The organism is Ruegeria sp. P10 (assembly GCF_056534925.1).
Genome location: NZ_JBQERJ010000002.1, coordinates 135784 through 151199 on the forward strand (window position 1 = coordinate 135784; position 15416 = coordinate 151199).

Below are 15416 nucleotides of genomic sequence, written 5' to 3' on the forward strand. Positions count from 1 at the left end.
GATTGCAGGCCCTATTTGCGCCAACGTCAGACAAAGCTCCAAGGGCCAGATACCGCACCGCATAGGCACCGAGCGAACTGAGCCTCGTTAATGATCTGTTACGTTAACCGTTCGCGACATACTCAGCAATGGCGGCCCGGCTGCCACGCTGCCATATCAGGGTCAGCCAGCGGGCAAAGGCGTTGGAAAACTGTGTACTGATCCCAAAGTCACCGCTGTAGAACCCCTGTTCCAGCCAAAGCTCAGGATCAGTTTTGGACGCTTTTGCGGTGCTGTTCAGGCCTTCCCACTGGGGATCATTGGGAGTGATCTCGGAGCCATCCTCACGAATACCCGCACACATCCGGCACCAGAACGCTTCGGCGAGAGCGAGCCCGTTTGCAGAAGACCCTGATGCAAATGCATCGCGGAGCGACGGTAGCAAAAATCCGGGATGTCTTGCCGATCCGTCGAATGCAACCCTGCGTGTGGTGTCGTGAATCGCCGTGTTTGCAAATCGGCTCTCGATCAACTCAAGGTACTCATTTGCAGTGGTTTCGGGAACCGCTTCGACATGCGGAAGGATTTCTTCGACCTGCACTTTTCGAAAAAACGCCACGATGTCCGGGTCCTTCATGCAGTCGGCAATCGTCGAAACACTCAGTATTTCTCCGACATTCGCCAACAGTTGATGACCTCCGTTCAAAATGCGCAACTTCATGGTCTCGTAACCATGGACGTTGTTGGTCAGTATTGCTCCGACGTTTTCGAGGGGCGGTCGCCCGGCGCAGAAGGCATCCTCGATGACCCATTGGCGAAAGTTCTCATGCGAGACGGGCGCTCTGTCATCGACGCCAAGGGCGCGGCATTGCGATACCAATTGGTCGGTGGTCGCTGGTACGATGCAATCCACCATCGAGTTGGGAAACGCGCCATGCCTGTCGATCCAGTCGGCCAGTTCCGAGTCAGACATGCGCGCCAATTCCACAACACAGTTTCGCAAAATCGTTCCGTTGCCCTGAAGATTGTCGCAGCTGAGCGCCGTGAACGGGGTCAACCCCTCGGCGCGCCGTCGTCTGAGCGCCGCAACCATCGCACCGAAAGCCGTACGGGGCTGATTGGGGTTTTCTGCGTCATGACGGATAACTGCGTGATCGAAATCGAATGCTCCGCTGTTGGCATCCAGAAAATAACCCCCCTCGGTAACAGTCAGCGAAACGATCCGGGTGGCCGGATCTGCCATCGCGTGGATGAGGGCAGCGTTGTTTTCCTCGATCGGCAGGTAGTCGATCATCGGGCCAACCACCTCGGCGGACATTCCGTTTGGCCCTAACTCGATCAGCGTTGTGAGGCAATCCTGCGCCAGCAATCGTTCTCGCATGACAGCGTCATAGCTTCGCACACCCGCTCCGACGATTGCCCAGTCATGGGCCAGCCCCTGCTGCATGAGCTTGTGAACATACCAGGCCTGATGCGCGCGATGGAAATTACCCAATCCAATATGAACGATGCCCGGCGTCAGATCCGAACGTTCGTACATCGGGGTCTTCACGGTGGTTGGCAGCTTGGACAGACTCTCTTGCCGCAGCCGTGCAGGGGTTTTTGCGTTCGCCACAGGGTCCATCAGCTCATCCAATTTCCGCCGTCGACGTTGTAAGTCTGCGCGACGATGTACCTGGCCTCATCAGAGGCCAGAAAAACCGCCATGCCTGTCAGGTCTTCCGCGCGCCCCATGCGGCCATATGGAACAGCTGACGCCACTTCACGCTTCTTCTGGCCAAGGGGCTTGCCTTCGTGTTTTGCAAAAAAGGCGTCCACACCATCCCAGTGTTCGCCATCGACGACACCAGGGGCAATCGCATTTACGTTGATCCCATGAGAAATCAGGTCCAGCCCCGCCGATTGGGTCAGGGATATGATCGCCGCCTTGCTGGCGCAGTAGACAGCGACCAAAGGTTCACCCCTTCGCCCGGCCTGCGAGGCCATATTGATAATTTGGCCTTTGGTTCCGTGCTCGATCATATGTTTGGCGACGGCCTGCATCGTAAACAGCGCGCCCGCGACGTTGATGTCAAAAACGCGATTGTAGTCGGCGCGCTCGATCTCGACGATTGGTGCGGCGGTGAAGATGGCCGCGTTGTTGATCAGAATGTCGATTGGGCCGAATTGCGTCGCGGTTTTGGCTATGGCCCTATCGATGCTCTGCTGGTCGGTCACGTCCATTTCGACAGCGAAAGCTGCCGCGCCAATTTCAGCGACCGCGTCCTGTGCGCGCTGGATGTCGATGTCGGCAACTGCGACCCGCGCGCCCTCTGCCACATAGGCCTTGGCAAATGCCAATCCAATGCCCCGCGCAGCCCCTGTGATCAGGGCGGTTTTGCCCGTCAGACGTTTCATTCGATCCGCAGACCGTCTGCGTCAAATCTGTGGATCACATCGGCGCGTGGGGTCAGATGAATGCGATCCCCATGGCGGAAACCAACCTCGCCATCGGCACGAACAGTGATTGTCTCGGCCAGTCCGGTGTCGTGGACGTGGAAAAATGTGTCCGAACCAAGATGTTCAGAGACGCTGACGCGCCCGGACCATTCTCCTTCGGAGTCCGACACCGCGATGTGTTCCGGTCGAATGCCGATCGTTTGTGCGCCATGCTTTGCCGCTTCGGGCCCTTCGATAAAATTCATCTTGGGCGAGCCAATGAACCCCGCAACAAACAGGTTGCGTGGCGTTCGGTACAGTTCCAGCGGGCTGCCAACCTGTTCGATCACGCCAGCCTGGAGCACAACGATCTTGTCCGCCATGGTCATGGCTTCGACCTGATCGTGGGTGACGTAGATCATCGTTGTCGCGAGGCGTTCATGCAGCTCGCTGATCTCCAACCGCATGCCCACCCGCAACGCTGCGTCGAGGTTTGAAAGGGGTTCATCGAACAGGAACGCGGCTGGCTCACGAACGATAGCCCTACCAATGGCGACGCGCTGGCGTTGACCACCGGACAACTGGCCCGGGCGGCGATCCAGGTAATCGGTCAGGTTCAGGACACTGGCCGCGCCCTCAACCCGCTTGTCGATTTCAGCCTGATCCAGTTTCGCCATGCGCAGCGGAAATGCGATGTTCTTGCGAACGGTCATATGCGGGTAAAGCGCATAGGACTGGAACACCATTGCCAGCCCCCGCTTGGCGGGTGGCACGTCTGTTGCGTCTGCTCCATCGATTTCTATGTGGCCACTGGTGATGTCTTCCAGCCCGGCGATCAGGCGCAGCAGCGTGGATTTGCCACAGCCCGAAGGGCCGACGAAAACGGTGAACTCGCCATCTTCGATGGTCAGGTCCAGCGGAGGGATGACCTGAACGTCGCCGAAGCTTTTGGTCACGGACTTGAGTTGTATGCGTCCCATGAGGAATGCTCCTTATTTCACAGCGCCGAAGGTCAGGCCGCGGACAAGTTGTTTCTGGCTGAACCAGCCAAGGATCAGGATGGGTGCAATTGCCATGGTCGAGGCCGCGCTGAGCTTGGCAAAGAACAGGCCCTCGGGGCTGGAATAGCTGGCGATGAAGGCCGTGAGCGGTGCCGCGTCAACAGCGGTCAGATTGAGGGTCCAGAATGCCTCGTTCCACGCAAGGATAAAGTTCAGCAGGACGGTCGAAGCGATGCCGGGAATGGCCATGGGGGTTAGGACATAGAGGATTTCCTCTTTCAGCGTCGCCCCATCCATCCGTGCGGCTTCCAGAATTTCACCCGGAATTTCGCGGAAATAGGTGTAAAGCATCCAGACGATGATCGGCAGGTTGATCAGCATCAGCACCACGACCAACCCTCCGCGCGTATCCAGAAGGCCCAGTTGGATGAACAGCAAGTAGATCGGGTACAGCACACCTACGGCCGGCAACATCTTGGTGGACAGCATCCACAACAGGATGTCCTTGGTTCGTTTGGACGGAACAAACGCCATCGCCCAGGCGGCGGGCACGGCGATGATCACGCCCAGCATGGTCGACCCACCGGCGATGATCACCGAATTCCACAGAAACCGCATATAGTCCGAGCGTTCCTGCACGATGGCGTAGTTTTCCAGCGTCCAGTCAAAGTTCAGGAACAACGGAGGGCTGGCAATGGCCTGCGCTTCGGTTTTGAAGCTGGTCAGGATCGTCCAGAGGATCGGGAAGAAAATCAGCAGTCCCACGGCCCAGGCAAGGGCGGTGTTCAGCGATTTGCGTCGGGATGTGACAGCGCGGGCCATGGGTTTTCCTCCTCACGCGTCCAGGTTCTTGCCGACGATGCGCATCAGGAAGATCGCAACGATATTGGCAAGGATGATTGCGTAGACACCTCCGGCTGATCCGAGACCAACATTCTGGCTCTCCAGCACACGCTGGAAGATCAGGTAGGTGAGTGTACGGGTGCCGAATGCGCCGCCGGTGGTCACGAAGATCTCGGCGAAGATCGACAACAGGAATATTGTCTGGATTAGGATTACGATGGTGATCGCGCGGCTCAGATGCGGCAGAATGATGTGGTAGAAGCGCTTCAGAACCGGTGCGCCATCCATTTCGGCTGCTTCCAGTTGCTCGCTGTCCAGCGACTGAATTGCGGTCAACAGGATCAGCGTTGCAAAGGGCAGCCATTGCCACGAAACGATCATGATGATCGAGGTCATCGACGCCTCGGACAACCACGAGATCGGCTCGGCCCCGAAAAAACGCCACAGATGGGCCAGCAAACCATTGACCGGGTCCATGAACATATTCTTCCACACCAGCGCAGACACGGTGGGCATCACGAAGAACGGCGCGATGACAAGGATACGGACAATGCCTTGCCCCCACATCGGCTGATCCAGCAGCATGGCGAGCAGAATTCCGAGAATGACGGTTATGATCAGAACACCGCCAACAATGACCAGTGTTGCCTGCACCGCGGGCCAGAATGTACTGGACGAGACAAAGCGGACGTAGTTGTCGAACCCGACCCAGCCCAGATCACCCCCGCGCAGAGGCAGATATTTTTTGAAAGAAAAGTACAGCGTCATCGTCAATGGCACGAGCATCCAGCCAAGCAGCAGGACCACTGCGGGTGCCATCATCAGGCGAGCAACGGATCGGGAGTGTTGAGTAGCCATTACGCAAACCCTCTCTGTTCAGGCGTAACTCAGCCTGCGAGAAAAACGCGAGTTGTGGAAGTGGAGAGAGCAGGGGACAGATCACCTGTCCCCTACTGGGAGGGATGCCTCAGTACCCTGCGGCTTCCATTTCTTCAGCTGTAAAGGCCTGCGCCTTTTCAAGCGCTTCATCTACAGTCTGCTGTCCGGCATAAACCGCCGAGAATTCCTGACTGACCTGTGTGGCAATGCCCGCGAATTCCGGGATCGCAACGAACTGGATGCCAGTATAGGGTGTTGGCTTGGCACAGCAGTTCTGCGGGTCGGCCAACAGGATCGACTCGAGCGTCATCTTTGCGAACGGAATGTCCTTGTAGTTCGCGTTCTCATAAAGCGAGGTGCGCGCGCCCGGAGGGACATTGGCCCAACCTTCGTTTTCCGCCACCAGTTCGATGTAATCCTTTGAGGTCGCCCATTCGATGAACTGCTTGGCTGCATCCTCTTTCTGGGTTCCCGCCGGAATGGCCAGTGCCCAGGCCCACAGCCAGTTGGCGCGCTTGTCGACGCCTTCCGAATTTGGTGCCAGAGCAAACCCGACCTTGTCCGCGACAGTTGAATCATCCGGATTTGTCACAAAGGACGCCGCAACAGTGGCGTCGATCCACATTCCGCACTTACCCTGCTGGAACAGCGAAAGGTTTTCGTTGAAGCCGTTGGTCGCGTAACCGGCAGGGCCGGATTCATTCATCATGTCGACAAAAAAGGTCAGCGCCTCTTTCCATTCGGGCTGATCAAACTGAGGTGTCCAATCTTCATCAAACCATCGTGCACCAAAGGAATTCGCGGTCACAGTGATAAAGGCACCGCCTTCACCCCAGCCCGCCTTGCCGCGCAGGCAGATGCCGTTGATGTCGTTGTCACGGTCCGTCATCGCAGCCGCCGCCTCGCGGATGAACTGCCATGTTGGCGCCTCAGGCATCTCCATCCCGGCCTTTTCCATCAGGTCGGTGCGATACATGATCATCGAGCTTTCGCCATAGAACGGTGCTGCATACAGCGTGCCGTCATGGCTCAGGCCACCCGCCATCGCAGGAAGCAGGTCGCCGACATCATATTCCTCAGACAGCCCACCCAAAGGAACCAACCAGCCATTTGCGCCCCAGATCGGCGTTTCGTACATGCCGATGGTCATGATATCGAACTGACCGCCCTTGGTGGTGATGTCGGTGGTAACACGCTGACGCAGGACGTTTTCCTCCAGCGTCACCCATTCCACGTCGATACCAGTCGCCTCGGTGAAGTTGTCGGTATAGCCCTGCATCCGGATCATGTCGCCATTATTGACGGTTGCGATCGTGATCGTTTCTGCATGGGCCGCGGCCGTTGCGACAAAGGTCAATGCCGTCGCCGCACGAAGTGCATTCTTCAAATACATCCTTGTCCTCCCTGAGCTTGGATGCCGTACTCGGAAAGTAGTGCGTAATTTGTCGCGGCGTCAATAAAAACTTTACGCGCGTTAAAAAATGAAGCTACGCAGAATCCCTCAAAACCAGTCTTGCGGGGAATAGCGTTTCCGATCGCGCCTGAAGTTTCCCGCCACTTTCAATGAGTTGGAACAGGGTTTCGACACTGCGCGCCGCTACATTATCATAGTCATGCGCTGCCGTTGTCAGGGATGGACATGTAAATTTTGCGAACGGGTGCCCATCATTCGAAGCTACACGCAACGTGCAGTCCTCTTTCCGACCGACCCGAATCCCCTGTTCGTAGCAAGCGGCAAGAAAGCCGATGGCAAGCCGGTCATTGCTACACAGAACCGAGTTCGTCCTCAATTGACGTTCCTCCAAGATCTTCATCGTGCCTCTGTGTCCAATTTCTTCAAACGCCCAACCTTTGCCATCAACCTTGAGAATATGCGGCTCATGTCCGAGGCGCTCCATGATTTCGACATACGCCTTGCGCCGTTTGTTGGCATTGGGGTTCGCGGGTGTTCGCATTTCGAAGAAGGACGGGGGTTCACCAGTGCGGGTCATGTATTCGACGGTTTGCGACACAAAGCTAAAGTTATCCGATCCGACAAAGGCTGCTCCCAGACCATCAAGATTGCTGTCGAACAGAACGGTCGGCACATTGGCACAGAATTTCTCGATCGCAGATCTGTCCGAAATTCGGCCCAAAGGGGCCAAAAGAACACCGGCGGGTTTCATCGATTGCAAGCCGTCCAGAATTTCGTTCTCCAGCTTCTGCTCGCCATGAGAGCTGAACAGGGACGGCCGATAACCTGCCGCAATGCAACTTTGTTCCAGATAGCGTGCAATCTCGACAAAGAACGGGTCCGCCAGATAGGGCACGACGATTCCGATATTCTTGGTAAGCTTTCGGTTCTGGTTCACCGCGTAAATGTTGGGGCGATAGTCGAACCGTTCCAGCGCCTCTTCGATTCGGGCCCGCGTCGTGGGGCGAACGCTGTCGGGATCGTGAAAGTATTTGGAAACCGTAGGGCGCGAGATGCCGCTGAGCGCTGCAAACTCTTCCATGTTCTTTATCTTGGTCATGCCAGTCTGCCTGCTGGTATTGTTCGTCGTGAACTTATCATAGATTTACATATTCTTTGCGCGCGCTAATAAATCAATAGCCAGAGCGGCCTCACGCAACCAGCCCGCGACAAGGCGTTCAAAGGGTTTCGAGAGCGACGCCGCCCTTTTGGCAAGATTCATTCAAATTGATGACAAGGCTGGCGAAACGTATCCAGGAAGGTCTGTGTGTAGCTTGGCCGGCGCTTACGGCCGAGAACTGTGGACTGAACAGCAGGCTTGGACGGGGTAAGAAAAAGGCTAGAATATTATGATCGAACACTAAACCCAAATTCTTGACGATCTTATCTAAGCGATTGGTTTTAAACTATGGATGCTATTGCCCAACTGACCAATTGGATGATTGCCGAGGGGCGTCGTTCGGATGACCCGGAAAAAGTTGTGTCATATTTCTGTTCGTCTCTGATCGAGGCGGGTGTGCCGCTCTGGCGGGTCAATATCGGTCAGCGTTTCGCCAATCCGCTGCTCATCGCATGGGGGATCGTCTGGACACCGGATGGCACCGAAAGCTATGACGTGACACATGAGACCATGCTGACGGATGGGTATGTCGGCAGTTCATTCGAATACATTCTTGAACACCGTAAGCCACTTCACAAAAGTCTGCGGCAATTGGATCCCAAGACCGAGCACTTATCATATCTTGAATTCGCTGAGCTGGGTGGCACCGATTACTATGCTACGCTGCTTTATTACGGAGACGGATCGCTGCACGGCTGCACTTTTGTCACCCGGTCGCCAGAAGGCTTCTCGCCCCGGCATCTGAAAATGATTGAGGGTGCATTGCCCGCTCTGTCCTCTGCTCTTGAACCTGTCACCATGCGCAAGTCGTCCAAAGGTCTTCTGAGAACCTATCTTGGCGATGGGCCCTCTGATGCTGTGTGGAACGGGCGGATCAAGCGAGGGGAACGCACAACCCTTGACGCAGTTGTCATGTTCTCTGACCTGCGCGGTTTCACCGCTCTTTCAGACAGGGCATCCGAAGAAGACGTTTTCGACATGTTGAGTGGATATTTTGATCTGGTCGTGCAGTCTGTCGAAGAGAATGGCGGCGACATTCTCAAGTTCATGGGCGACGGCATTCTGTCGATATTCACTGTCGAGACACAGGAAGGTTTGAACGCCCAATGCAAAAGGGCAGCACAGGCCGCTCAAAGTGTTTTGACCGGTTTGGCCGCACTCAACCATCGCCGCGATGAGGCTCAGAAGCCGCCGTTGGACATAGGCATCGGGATCAATGTCGGGCAGGTCAGCTATGGCAACATCGGCAGTCCCGGCAGGCTGGATTTCACTGTTCTGGGCAGAGCGGTCAACCTCGCAAGCCGTATTGAGGGGTTGACGAAATCCCTGGGCCACAGAGTTCTGGCGACGTCAGCCGTTGCCGCTGCTTCGCCTGAACTGTTCTCAGCTTGTGGGTTTCACGAAGTTCGAGGGCTTGCCGAATCCATCGAGTTGTACTCTCTCGTCGAAAAGGAGCCTCAAGCCAGCCCCATGCCGGATCGCCACATGGGTCCGGACAACATGGATTGAGAATCGCAAGCTTCTACATTGTCCGCAATGGCCGGTTTCGATTTGGGCTGCGGGCGACGAGGCCGCGCACTGCGCTGATTAAGGTCCCGTCGCAGGACCCTTGGACGAAATGTATTCGCGCTCAAGGACCTGGGCGCATCCGAAGCTGATGCTGCGGACACACCTGGCCTTTTCGCGTCACAAAGCAATCCGGGCCGAGGTCATGGCTTTTCCGTAACCACCCGCCATGAGGCCCGTGATTGCGCCATTCTCGATATCCAGATCGACCTTTATCAGGCTCGGGCTTGCCGGGTTCATAAACACCCCCTGTTCGATTTCAAATGATCGCTGAGACGTGCCGCCGAAATCGTGCAACACGCATGCAAGTGGCCCGGCCGCCATCCCAGTGGCGGCTTCTTCATCTATCGCGTATCTGGGTGCGAACATACGGGTTGTGGCGTCCCGGCTGGTGATTGAAGGGTCATTCGTGAATACGTAATAGCCAATCAGATCCAGTTTCTCGCTGATTTGCTTGATTTTGGCCAAATCTGGTCTGATTTTGGCAAAGCCCGCCGCATCCGAAAGACCAACGACGATGAAGCTGTTGCCGGTGTTGACCAGAACCGGAGCAAACCTCTGATCTAGGTCAGTTTTGTCGACCCCGAGAGAGCTCAGCACATCGTCGAGTTTCATGCCCTTTTCGATCCATTCCTGAGCACCCGAGTAGCGTGGGGCCAATTGTTCCATATAGGCGGCGCCGTCTTTCATGAATATGCGCCTGGGGCCATCAATAGTTTCCTTCGACGTATCGGGTTTGGGGATCCGACCCAACGCATCAAGGTGAGAGAAGGCGGCGATTGTTGCATGACCGCAATGAGCGATGCGCCGGTTCGGTGTGAAGAAATCCAGCTTGAAGCCTTCCGTCTTGGACCGCGAGACAAACGCCGTCTCGGACACTCCAACTCTTGCCGCCACGGTTTGCATATCTTGCGCGCTCAGATCATCAGCGTCCAGAACGACGCCTGCGGGATTTCCTCCGGTGCCACCGTCGACAAACCCGTGCACGATTTCAACCGTGACATCCCTGGCAGTGTTTGTTTGCGTATTCATTGATCGTCTCCAAACATGAGGCCGCGCCCTTGATCGAGGCGCGGCCAGTTGCGCATCAGTTGCCGGCGGCGGTGATGCGGTTCAGGAATGCAGTCATCTGTTCCGCAATTTCAGACCCATATTCTTCCAGCGCGAAGTGTCCGGTATCAAGCAGATGAAACTCAAGATCCTTCAGGTCGCGTTGATAGGGCAGGGCGCCTTCGGCCGGAAAGATGTGATCATTCTTACCCCACATCAGCAGCGCAGGTGGTTGATGCTCACGAAACAACGCCTGCCATTTCGGGTACTCGGCAACGTTGGTGCCGTAGTCCAGGAAAAGTTCAAGTTGCACCTCCTGATTACCTTCGCGATCAAGCAGGTATTGGACGTGCCAATAGTTATCCGGGCTGATCAGTTCCAGCCTCTGTACACCGTGGGTGAACTGCCACTTGGTCGCATCCAGAGTAAGAAACCCTCGAAGCTGGTCGCCATTCTCTTTCGAGGGGTCGGCCCAATAGGCTTTGATCGGGTCCCAGAATTCGCGCAGCCCTTCCTCATACGCATTGCCGTTCTGAATGACGAAGCCAGTGACCCGTTCGGGTTGTTCGGCAAACATTCGGAATCCAACCGGGGCACCATAGTCCATCAGATAGACCGCGTATTGATCGACACCCTTCCGATCCAGCAGAGACGTCATGATTTCGGCGATATTCGCAAAGGAATACTCGAAGTCTTCGGCTTGCGGCATGTCCGAGGCCCCAAATCCGGGGAAATCGGGCGCGATCACGTGATAGTTCTTGGCCAGTTCGGGGATAAGGTTGCGGAACATATGTGACGAGGTCGGAAACCCATGAAGCAAAAGAACGGTTGGCCTGCTCGGGTCTCCGGCCTCACGATAGGCGATATTGACCTCGCCGATTTTTTCTGCGCGGAAATTTACCGCTTGGGTGGCTTCAATGCCGGTCTCACTTGCGATTGCAGGGGCCGGAGTTAATGGCACCGCGATGGTAAGCGCGAGAAGACTTGCGCTCAGGATGGATTTCACATTGCGCGACATGGGTATTTCCTTTCTTGGGGTTTTGGGGGCGCGTCTGAACGCGCGGGGTTCAGCATCGGTCAGCGTTTCTGGCCGGGCTTTTCTTTGTGCTCTGTGTTTTGAGCTTTCAGTTCCGCCAGTTCATCGCGAAGCGGTGCCATATGCTCTTCAAACTCTTCCAGGGTCAGGCGTTGGGGGATGTGCTGCGGGCAGTTCCAGTCCATCGCTTCAAGCTTGATCACAATGGCCCGCTCCGGGTGGCCCCTGTAATTCGGGTCACTCAAACGTTGCGTCAGGGCCGGATCATCCGCGCCATCAACAAGTTTCGCCCGGCCCCAGATCTTGAGGCGTCTCCGGTTGGGATAGTCCATCAGGATCAGAGAAATGCGGTCGTTGTTCAGCAGGTTACCTGCGCTCAGATATTGCCGGTTGCCGCGAAAATCTGCGTAGGCCAGCGTCCGTTCATCCAGCACTTTCAGAAAGCCTGCCGGTCCGCCGCGGAATTGAACATAAGGCCAGCCGGTTTCAGAGACGGTCGCCTGATAGAAGCCGTCCCTTTGTGCGATGAAGCTGGCCTCGACCGGGCTGATGAGGTCTTCCTGAACAGCGCCGGCCAGAAACTTTGCATAACCTTCAGCCGATTTGTTCTTGGCCTGTGTTGCACGTACGGAAGGCGTAAAAGTGATTTCTGCAAAAGGACGTGACATTGAATTCTCCATCTCAGCCGGGCAGAGCCCTGGGGTTGAGGTGAAGCTAGTCCAAGCCTTGGTGTTGCAGAATATCCCTAATTGGCAATATATTATTCCAAAATATGGAATAGTAGTTTGGATAGATTTCACGCTCTGAGCGTTTTTGTGAAGGTGGCCGAGCTGAAAGGCTTCGCGGCCGCAGCGCGCCACCTCAATATGTCGCCACCAACGGTAACCCGACTGGTCTCCATGCTGGAGGACAGCCTGGGGCTTCGTCTTTTTGTGCGCACCACGCGATCAGTCATGCTGACGGACAGCGGGCGAAGGTTCTTTGAAGATGCCAGACGCATTCTGGTGGATCTCGAGGAGGCAGAGCGTGCCGCCGTCGGATCCTATGCCGAACCGACCGGGGAACTCAGCGTGACCGCATCGGTGTTGTTCGGCCGCATGTTCGTCACTCCGATTCTGGGTGAATTTCTGGAACTGCATCCAAAGCTCTCTGCGCGCACTCTCTATGTGGACCGCGTGGTCAATCTGGTGGATGAAGGCCTCGACGTCGGGATCAGGATTGGAAACCTTGCAGATTCAAGCCTGATGGCGGTGAGATGTGGCGCGGTGAGGCAGGTCGTGTTTGCCGCTCCGGCATATCTTGATGCGCGCGGCGAACCAGACACACCCGACGACCTGGCCAATCACGCGATCATAAACTCAACCGCCCTGCACGCCTCGGCCCAATGGCATTTTCAAAAAAGCGAAACGGTCGTGACAAAGCGCGTGAATCCACGCATCAGCATGAACACCAATGACGCGGTGATCGAGCTGGCGCTGCAAGGGCATGGCATCGGGCGGCTTTTATCCTATCAGGTTGCACCCTACGTTGCGGACGGGCGGCTCAGGACCGTTCTGAATTCGTATGAACCACCCGAAATCCCCATCCATCTTGTGCATCAAGAGGGCCGCACCGTGTCTGCAAAAGTGCGCGCTTTTGTCGATTTTGCGGCCAAGCGTCTCAAATCCGACCCCTATTTGCATGGATTCCGGCACAGGCCTGAGAGTTAGGCCAAAAGATCTGCCGAACCACACCATCCGGTCGCGGCCAGGGTCGCCAAGGCCCTGACCGACAGATCACTTTGGGCATGCGCTTTGAGGTGGTACAGCGCAAGGGCGAACATGTGCAACAAAGCTTGCCACCAACTAGATTTGCCGGCACGAAACTGAAATCTCAGATCCCGGGTGCACACGCTTTTCGAAGCGATAGGGCCAGCATTGAGCATGCAATCACGTTTGACCCATGGTTTAGTCGGTCTTGCCCCAGGCATCGTGCGCGATCAGCGCGGCCTCGACCCGGTTTCGGGCGTGGAGCTTGGAGAGGATTGCCGTCATGTAGTGCTTTACGGTTTTTTCCTGAAGATCCAGTTGATCTGCGATCTCCCGATTGCTCATCCCCTTCGCCACACGTCGAAGTATTTCTTCCTCGCGATGTGTGAGATCATCCAGAACATCACTGTCTTTGGAAGCTTCTGCCTCTCTGTTGATCTGAAGCAGCACGCGCGAGGCCAACCCGGGTGACACGAATCCTTCACCTGCGGCGATGCTGCGCAGTGAGGCCGTCAGTTCGCTAGCCGTCACACCTTTGACGATGTAGCCGATTGCCCCTGCTTCCAAAGCATCCGCAACGTCACTGTTGTTTTCCGAGACCGTCAATATCGCGATAAATGGCGGGTTTGCCATGGCCGCGATTTTTCGCGTCGCATTTATGCCGCCCCCGGGCATCGAAAGATCGAGGATGGCGATGTCAGGTTGATGAATGCTGACAAGTGAAATTGCCTCATCCGCGCTCGAGCCGGCAGCGAGAACTTCGAACCCATCGGCTTCGTCCAATGTCCGGTGCAAACCGTCCCTGAAAATCGGGTGATCATCCGCTATTACGACAGATGTTGTCATGACGTACTCATCTTTCTGGGAAATAGTATCATTGTGACAGAGGTACCTTTGCCAGGGCTTGACCTGACTTCGAACCTGCCGCCGATACTCTCAACCCGATCTCGCAAACCCAAGAGCCCCTGGCCTCCATCGTCACGCAGTACTTTTCCGTCCGAGGGGTCAAATCCGGGCCCGTCATCGTTGACATGAATGACGACCCGATCGTTATGCGCCTCGCAAATGACCGTGCATCGAGAATTCGGAGCATACCTGGCGGCGTTGGAAAGCGTTTCCTGAAGGAACCGGAAAACACACAGCTTGTCGGACACGGACAACTCGATCGTCTGGCTTCCCTGAAGTGAAACATCCGGCCGTAACGGGCTGTGTTCCGAGTGATCTTCTATCGCTCTTTTCACCACATCAATCAGCGCCAGATTGTCGATGTCCGGAGCGGACAACCCCCGCGACAACGCGCGAATTTCGGCCAGGGACTTCTGCAAAGACTGTTGAATCTCCTCGGCCTCAGCAGGCTTTTCATGCCTGTCCGAGAACGCCGCCTCCAACCTGAGGGCCGCGAGGGACAGATATTGAGCGGGACCGTCGTGAAGCTCGGAACCAAGCTTCTTCAGAAACCGGTCTGTTTGCGTGGCATATCGTTCCGACGCTTCGACCACGCGCGACCGCAGCCTGGCGTTCTGCTCTGCCATCTGCTCACTCTCTTTCAGACGCCGCTCCAACAGGCGCCCCTGACGTCGAATGGTGTTGTCACCGATTGCCACGATGGAAAACAGCACGATTGTGCTTGCTGCAAATGCTGACCCGACGACCAGCCAGCTTGTCCGGCGGGCTTTGGCCATATCAACTTCCAGCTGTTCGGCTTTCTCGTAAAACTCTGCAACTGCAATAATTTCGCCTGACCAGAGTTCGCGGATCGGGCTGTACACTTCAAGTAGCGGGATCCCAAGTGCTGCTTCTGCGGCGCTTTCGGCATGGTCGAGATCTTCGAAAGAACCCGAAATCGCTCCGCTCCAGGCTCGGCTCAGATCATCAGTCGGGTCGAAACGGCGTCCAATGATGGTTGGATCCGACGCGTGCGCGATCACGCCGCCTTGTTTCCAAAACTTGAAAGACACAATGCGGTCCCGCATCGGCTGGGTCATGAATATTTCGTCCAGCGCCCGCCTTGCTTGATCGGAAAGACGATCCCCGTATGCAAGTTCCTGGCTGAGAGGGGATACGATGCTCTCCATATACAGCGCTGCGGAATTGGCAGAATTTTGGACAACTGCATTCTCGATCCGATTTGACACCCATGCGCCAACTATCGCGATGGCCGTTCCCATCACGACAATGCAAGCCGCAAGAAAAACGCGCGACAATGACCAATTGCGAACTGACAGATCAGAAATCTCGGGTCTCATTTCGTGATCAACTATGAACGACATTCCCTGACCGCGCCACCGACCTTGGTCTGAACTCACCAGCGTTCGGATTCGGA

General features: G+C 56.0%; 14 protein-coding genes. 2 read left to right on the forward strand and 12 right to left on the reverse strand.

Translation table 11 applies throughout. The features are described from left to right. Nucleotides 1–103 precede the first annotated feature (103 nt). The 7 genes from ACR0FB_RS03895 to ACR0FB_RS03925 form a co-directional block, all read right to left on the reverse strand. Nucleotides 104–1603, reverse strand: coding sequence for a mannitol dehydrogenase family protein (locus tag ACR0FB_RS03895; RefSeq protein ID WP_480620120.1), 1500 nt, complete (start codon nucleotides 1601–1603; stop codon nucleotides 104–106). Continuing rightward, nucleotides 1603–2376 (reverse strand): L-iditol 2-dehydrogenase, encoded by a 774-nt coding sequence (locus ACR0FB_RS03900; protein ID WP_480620122.1) that lies wholly within the window; start codon nucleotides 2374–2376, stop codon nucleotides 1603–1605. The genes ACR0FB_RS03895 and ACR0FB_RS03900 overlap by 1 nt, the downstream gene beginning before the upstream one ends. After that, nucleotides 2373–3377, reverse strand: coding sequence for an ABC transporter ATP-binding protein (locus ACR0FB_RS03905; protein ID WP_152460302.1), 1005 nt, complete (start codon nucleotides 3375–3377; stop codon nucleotides 2373–2375). Before ACR0FB_RS03905 ends, ACR0FB_RS03900 begins: the two co-directional genes overlap by 4 nt. 12 nt (nucleotides 3378–3389) lie before the next feature. Further along, the gene (locus ACR0FB_RS03910) at nucleotides 3390–4220 is read right to left on the reverse strand and encodes a carbohydrate ABC transporter permease (RefSeq protein WP_152460301.1); all 831 of its coding nucleotides are present in this window, start codon (nucleotides 4218–4220) and stop codon (nucleotides 3390–3392) included. Between the two features lie 12 nt (nucleotides 4221–4232). Further along, nucleotides 4233–5099, reverse strand: coding sequence for a carbohydrate ABC transporter permease (locus tag ACR0FB_RS03915; RefSeq protein WP_171636017.1), 867 nt, complete (start codon nucleotides 5097–5099; stop codon nucleotides 4233–4235). 109 nt (nucleotides 5100–5208) lie between these two features. Beyond that, nucleotides 5209–6513 (reverse strand): ABC transporter substrate-binding protein, encoded by a 1305-nt coding sequence (locus ACR0FB_RS03920; RefSeq protein ID WP_480620124.1) that lies wholly within the window; start codon nucleotides 6511–6513, stop codon nucleotides 5209–5211. A gap of 94 nt (nucleotides 6514–6607) precedes the next feature. Then, the gene (locus ACR0FB_RS03925) at nucleotides 6608–7633 is read right to left on the reverse strand and encodes a LacI family DNA-binding transcriptional regulator (RefSeq protein ID WP_480620126.1); all 1026 of its coding nucleotides are present in this window, start codon (nucleotides 7631–7633) and stop codon (nucleotides 6608–6610) included. 348 nt (nucleotides 7634–7981) lie between these two features. Here ACR0FB_RS03925 and ACR0FB_RS03930 point away from each other — a divergent pair, with 348 nt between their 5' ends. Further along, nucleotides 7982–9202, forward strand: coding sequence for an adenylate/guanylate cyclase domain-containing protein (locus ACR0FB_RS03930; RefSeq protein ID WP_480620128.1), 1221 nt, complete (start codon nucleotides 7982–7984; stop codon nucleotides 9200–9202). Between the two features lie 177 nt (nucleotides 9203–9379). Here the strand turns inward: ACR0FB_RS03930 and ACR0FB_RS03935 are convergent, their stop codons facing one another. Genes ACR0FB_RS03935 through ACR0FB_RS03945 form a run of 3 tightly spaced genes read right to left on the reverse strand, consistent with a single transcriptional unit; the run spans nucleotide 9380 to nucleotide 12013 of the window. Then, a complete protein-coding gene (locus tag ACR0FB_RS03935) occupies nucleotides 9380–10291 on the reverse strand; it encodes a PhzF family phenazine biosynthesis protein (RefSeq protein ID WP_480620130.1) in 912 nt (303 codons plus the stop codon). A gap of 55 nt (nucleotides 10292–10346) precedes the next feature. Beyond that, nucleotides 10347–11327: an alpha/beta fold hydrolase gene (locus ACR0FB_RS03940; RefSeq protein ID WP_480620132.1), complete on the reverse strand. Its 981-nt coding sequence runs from the start codon at nucleotides 11325–11327 to the stop codon at nucleotides 10347–10349. A 59-nt stretch (nucleotides 11328–11386) separates the two neighbouring features. Further along, nucleotides 11387–12013 carry a pyridoxamine 5'-phosphate oxidase family protein gene (locus ACR0FB_RS03945; protein WP_171636030.1) on the reverse strand — a complete coding sequence of 209 codons (627 nt, stop codon included), beginning with the start codon at nucleotides 12011–12013 and terminating at the stop codon, nucleotides 11387–11389. Between the two features lie 117 nt (nucleotides 12014–12130). Between ACR0FB_RS03945 and ACR0FB_RS03950 the strand changes: the two genes are divergently transcribed. Continuing rightward, nucleotides 12131–13054, forward strand: a complete 924-nt coding sequence (locus ACR0FB_RS03950) for a LysR family transcriptional regulator (protein ID WP_480620134.1) — start codon at nucleotides 12131–12133, stop codon at nucleotides 13052–13054. A 237-nt stretch (nucleotides 13055–13291) separates the two neighbouring features. Here ACR0FB_RS03950 and ACR0FB_RS03955 read toward each other — a convergent pair whose 3' ends face one another. Both ACR0FB_RS03955 and ACR0FB_RS03960 read right to left on the reverse strand, forming a co-directional pair. After that, nucleotides 13292–13939: a response regulator gene (locus ACR0FB_RS03955; protein WP_171636032.1), complete on the reverse strand. Its 648-nt coding sequence runs from the start codon at nucleotides 13937–13939 to the stop codon at nucleotides 13292–13294. Continuing rightward, the gene (locus ACR0FB_RS03960; RefSeq protein ID WP_480620136.1) at nucleotides 13936–15339 is read right to left on the reverse strand and encodes a sensor histidine kinase; all 1404 of its coding nucleotides are present in this window, start codon (nucleotides 15337–15339) and stop codon (nucleotides 13936–13938) included. Before ACR0FB_RS03960 ends, ACR0FB_RS03955 begins: the two co-directional genes overlap by 4 nt. Nucleotides 15340–15416: the final 77 nt, after the last annotated feature.

What these genes read in the sequence shown, in the direction of transcription:
- ACR0FB_RS03895 (WP_480620120.1), bottom strand. Translation starts at nt 1,603, where the DNA reads ATGGACCCTGTGGCGAACGCAAAAACCCCTGCACGGCTGCGGCAAGAG.
- ACR0FB_RS03900 (WP_480620122.1), bottom strand. Translation starts at nt 2,376, where the DNA reads ATGAAACGTCTGACGGGCAAAACCGCCCTGATCACAGGGGCTGCGCGG.
- ACR0FB_RS03905 (WP_152460302.1), bottom strand. Translation starts at nt 3,377, where the DNA reads ATGGGACGCATACAACTCAAGTCCGTGACCAAAAGCTTCGGCGACGTT.
- ACR0FB_RS03910 (WP_152460301.1), bottom strand. Translation starts at nt 4,220, where the DNA reads ATGGCCCGCGCTGTCACATCCCGACGCAAATCGCTGAACACCGCCCTT.
- ACR0FB_RS03915 (WP_171636017.1), bottom strand. Translation starts at nt 5,099, where the DNA reads ATGGCTACTCAACACTCCCGATCCGTTGCTCGCCTGATGATGGCACCC.
- ACR0FB_RS03920 (WP_480620124.1), bottom strand. Translation starts at nt 6,513, where the DNA reads ATGTATTTGAAGAATGCACTTCGTGCGGCGACGGCATTGACCTTTGTC.
- ACR0FB_RS03925 (WP_480620126.1), bottom strand. Translation starts at nt 7,633, where the DNA reads ATGACCAAGATAAAGAACATGGAAGAGTTTGCAGCGCTCAGCGGCATC.
- ACR0FB_RS03930 (WP_480620128.1), top strand. Translation starts at nt 7,982, where the DNA reads ATGGATGCTATTGCCCAACTGACCAATTGGATGATTGCCGAGGGGCGT.
- ACR0FB_RS03935 (WP_480620130.1), bottom strand. Translation starts at nt 10,291, where the DNA reads ATGAATACGCAAACAAACACTGCCAGGGATGTCACGGTTGAAATCGTG.
- ACR0FB_RS03940 (WP_480620132.1), bottom strand. Translation starts at nt 11,327, where the DNA reads ATGTCGCGCAATGTGAAATCCATCCTGAGCGCAAGTCTTCTCGCGCTT.
- ACR0FB_RS03945 (WP_171636030.1), bottom strand. Translation starts at nt 12,013, where the DNA reads ATGTCACGTCCTTTTGCAGAAATCACTTTTACGCCTTCCGTACGTGCA.
- ACR0FB_RS03955 (WP_171636032.1), bottom strand. Translation starts at nt 13,939, where the DNA reads ATGACAACATCTGTCGTAATAGCGGATGATCACCCGATTTTCAGGGAC.
- ACR0FB_RS03960 (WP_480620136.1), bottom strand. Translation starts at nt 15,339, where the DNA reads ATGAGACCCGAGATTTCTGATCTGTCAGTTCGCAATTGGTCATTGTCG.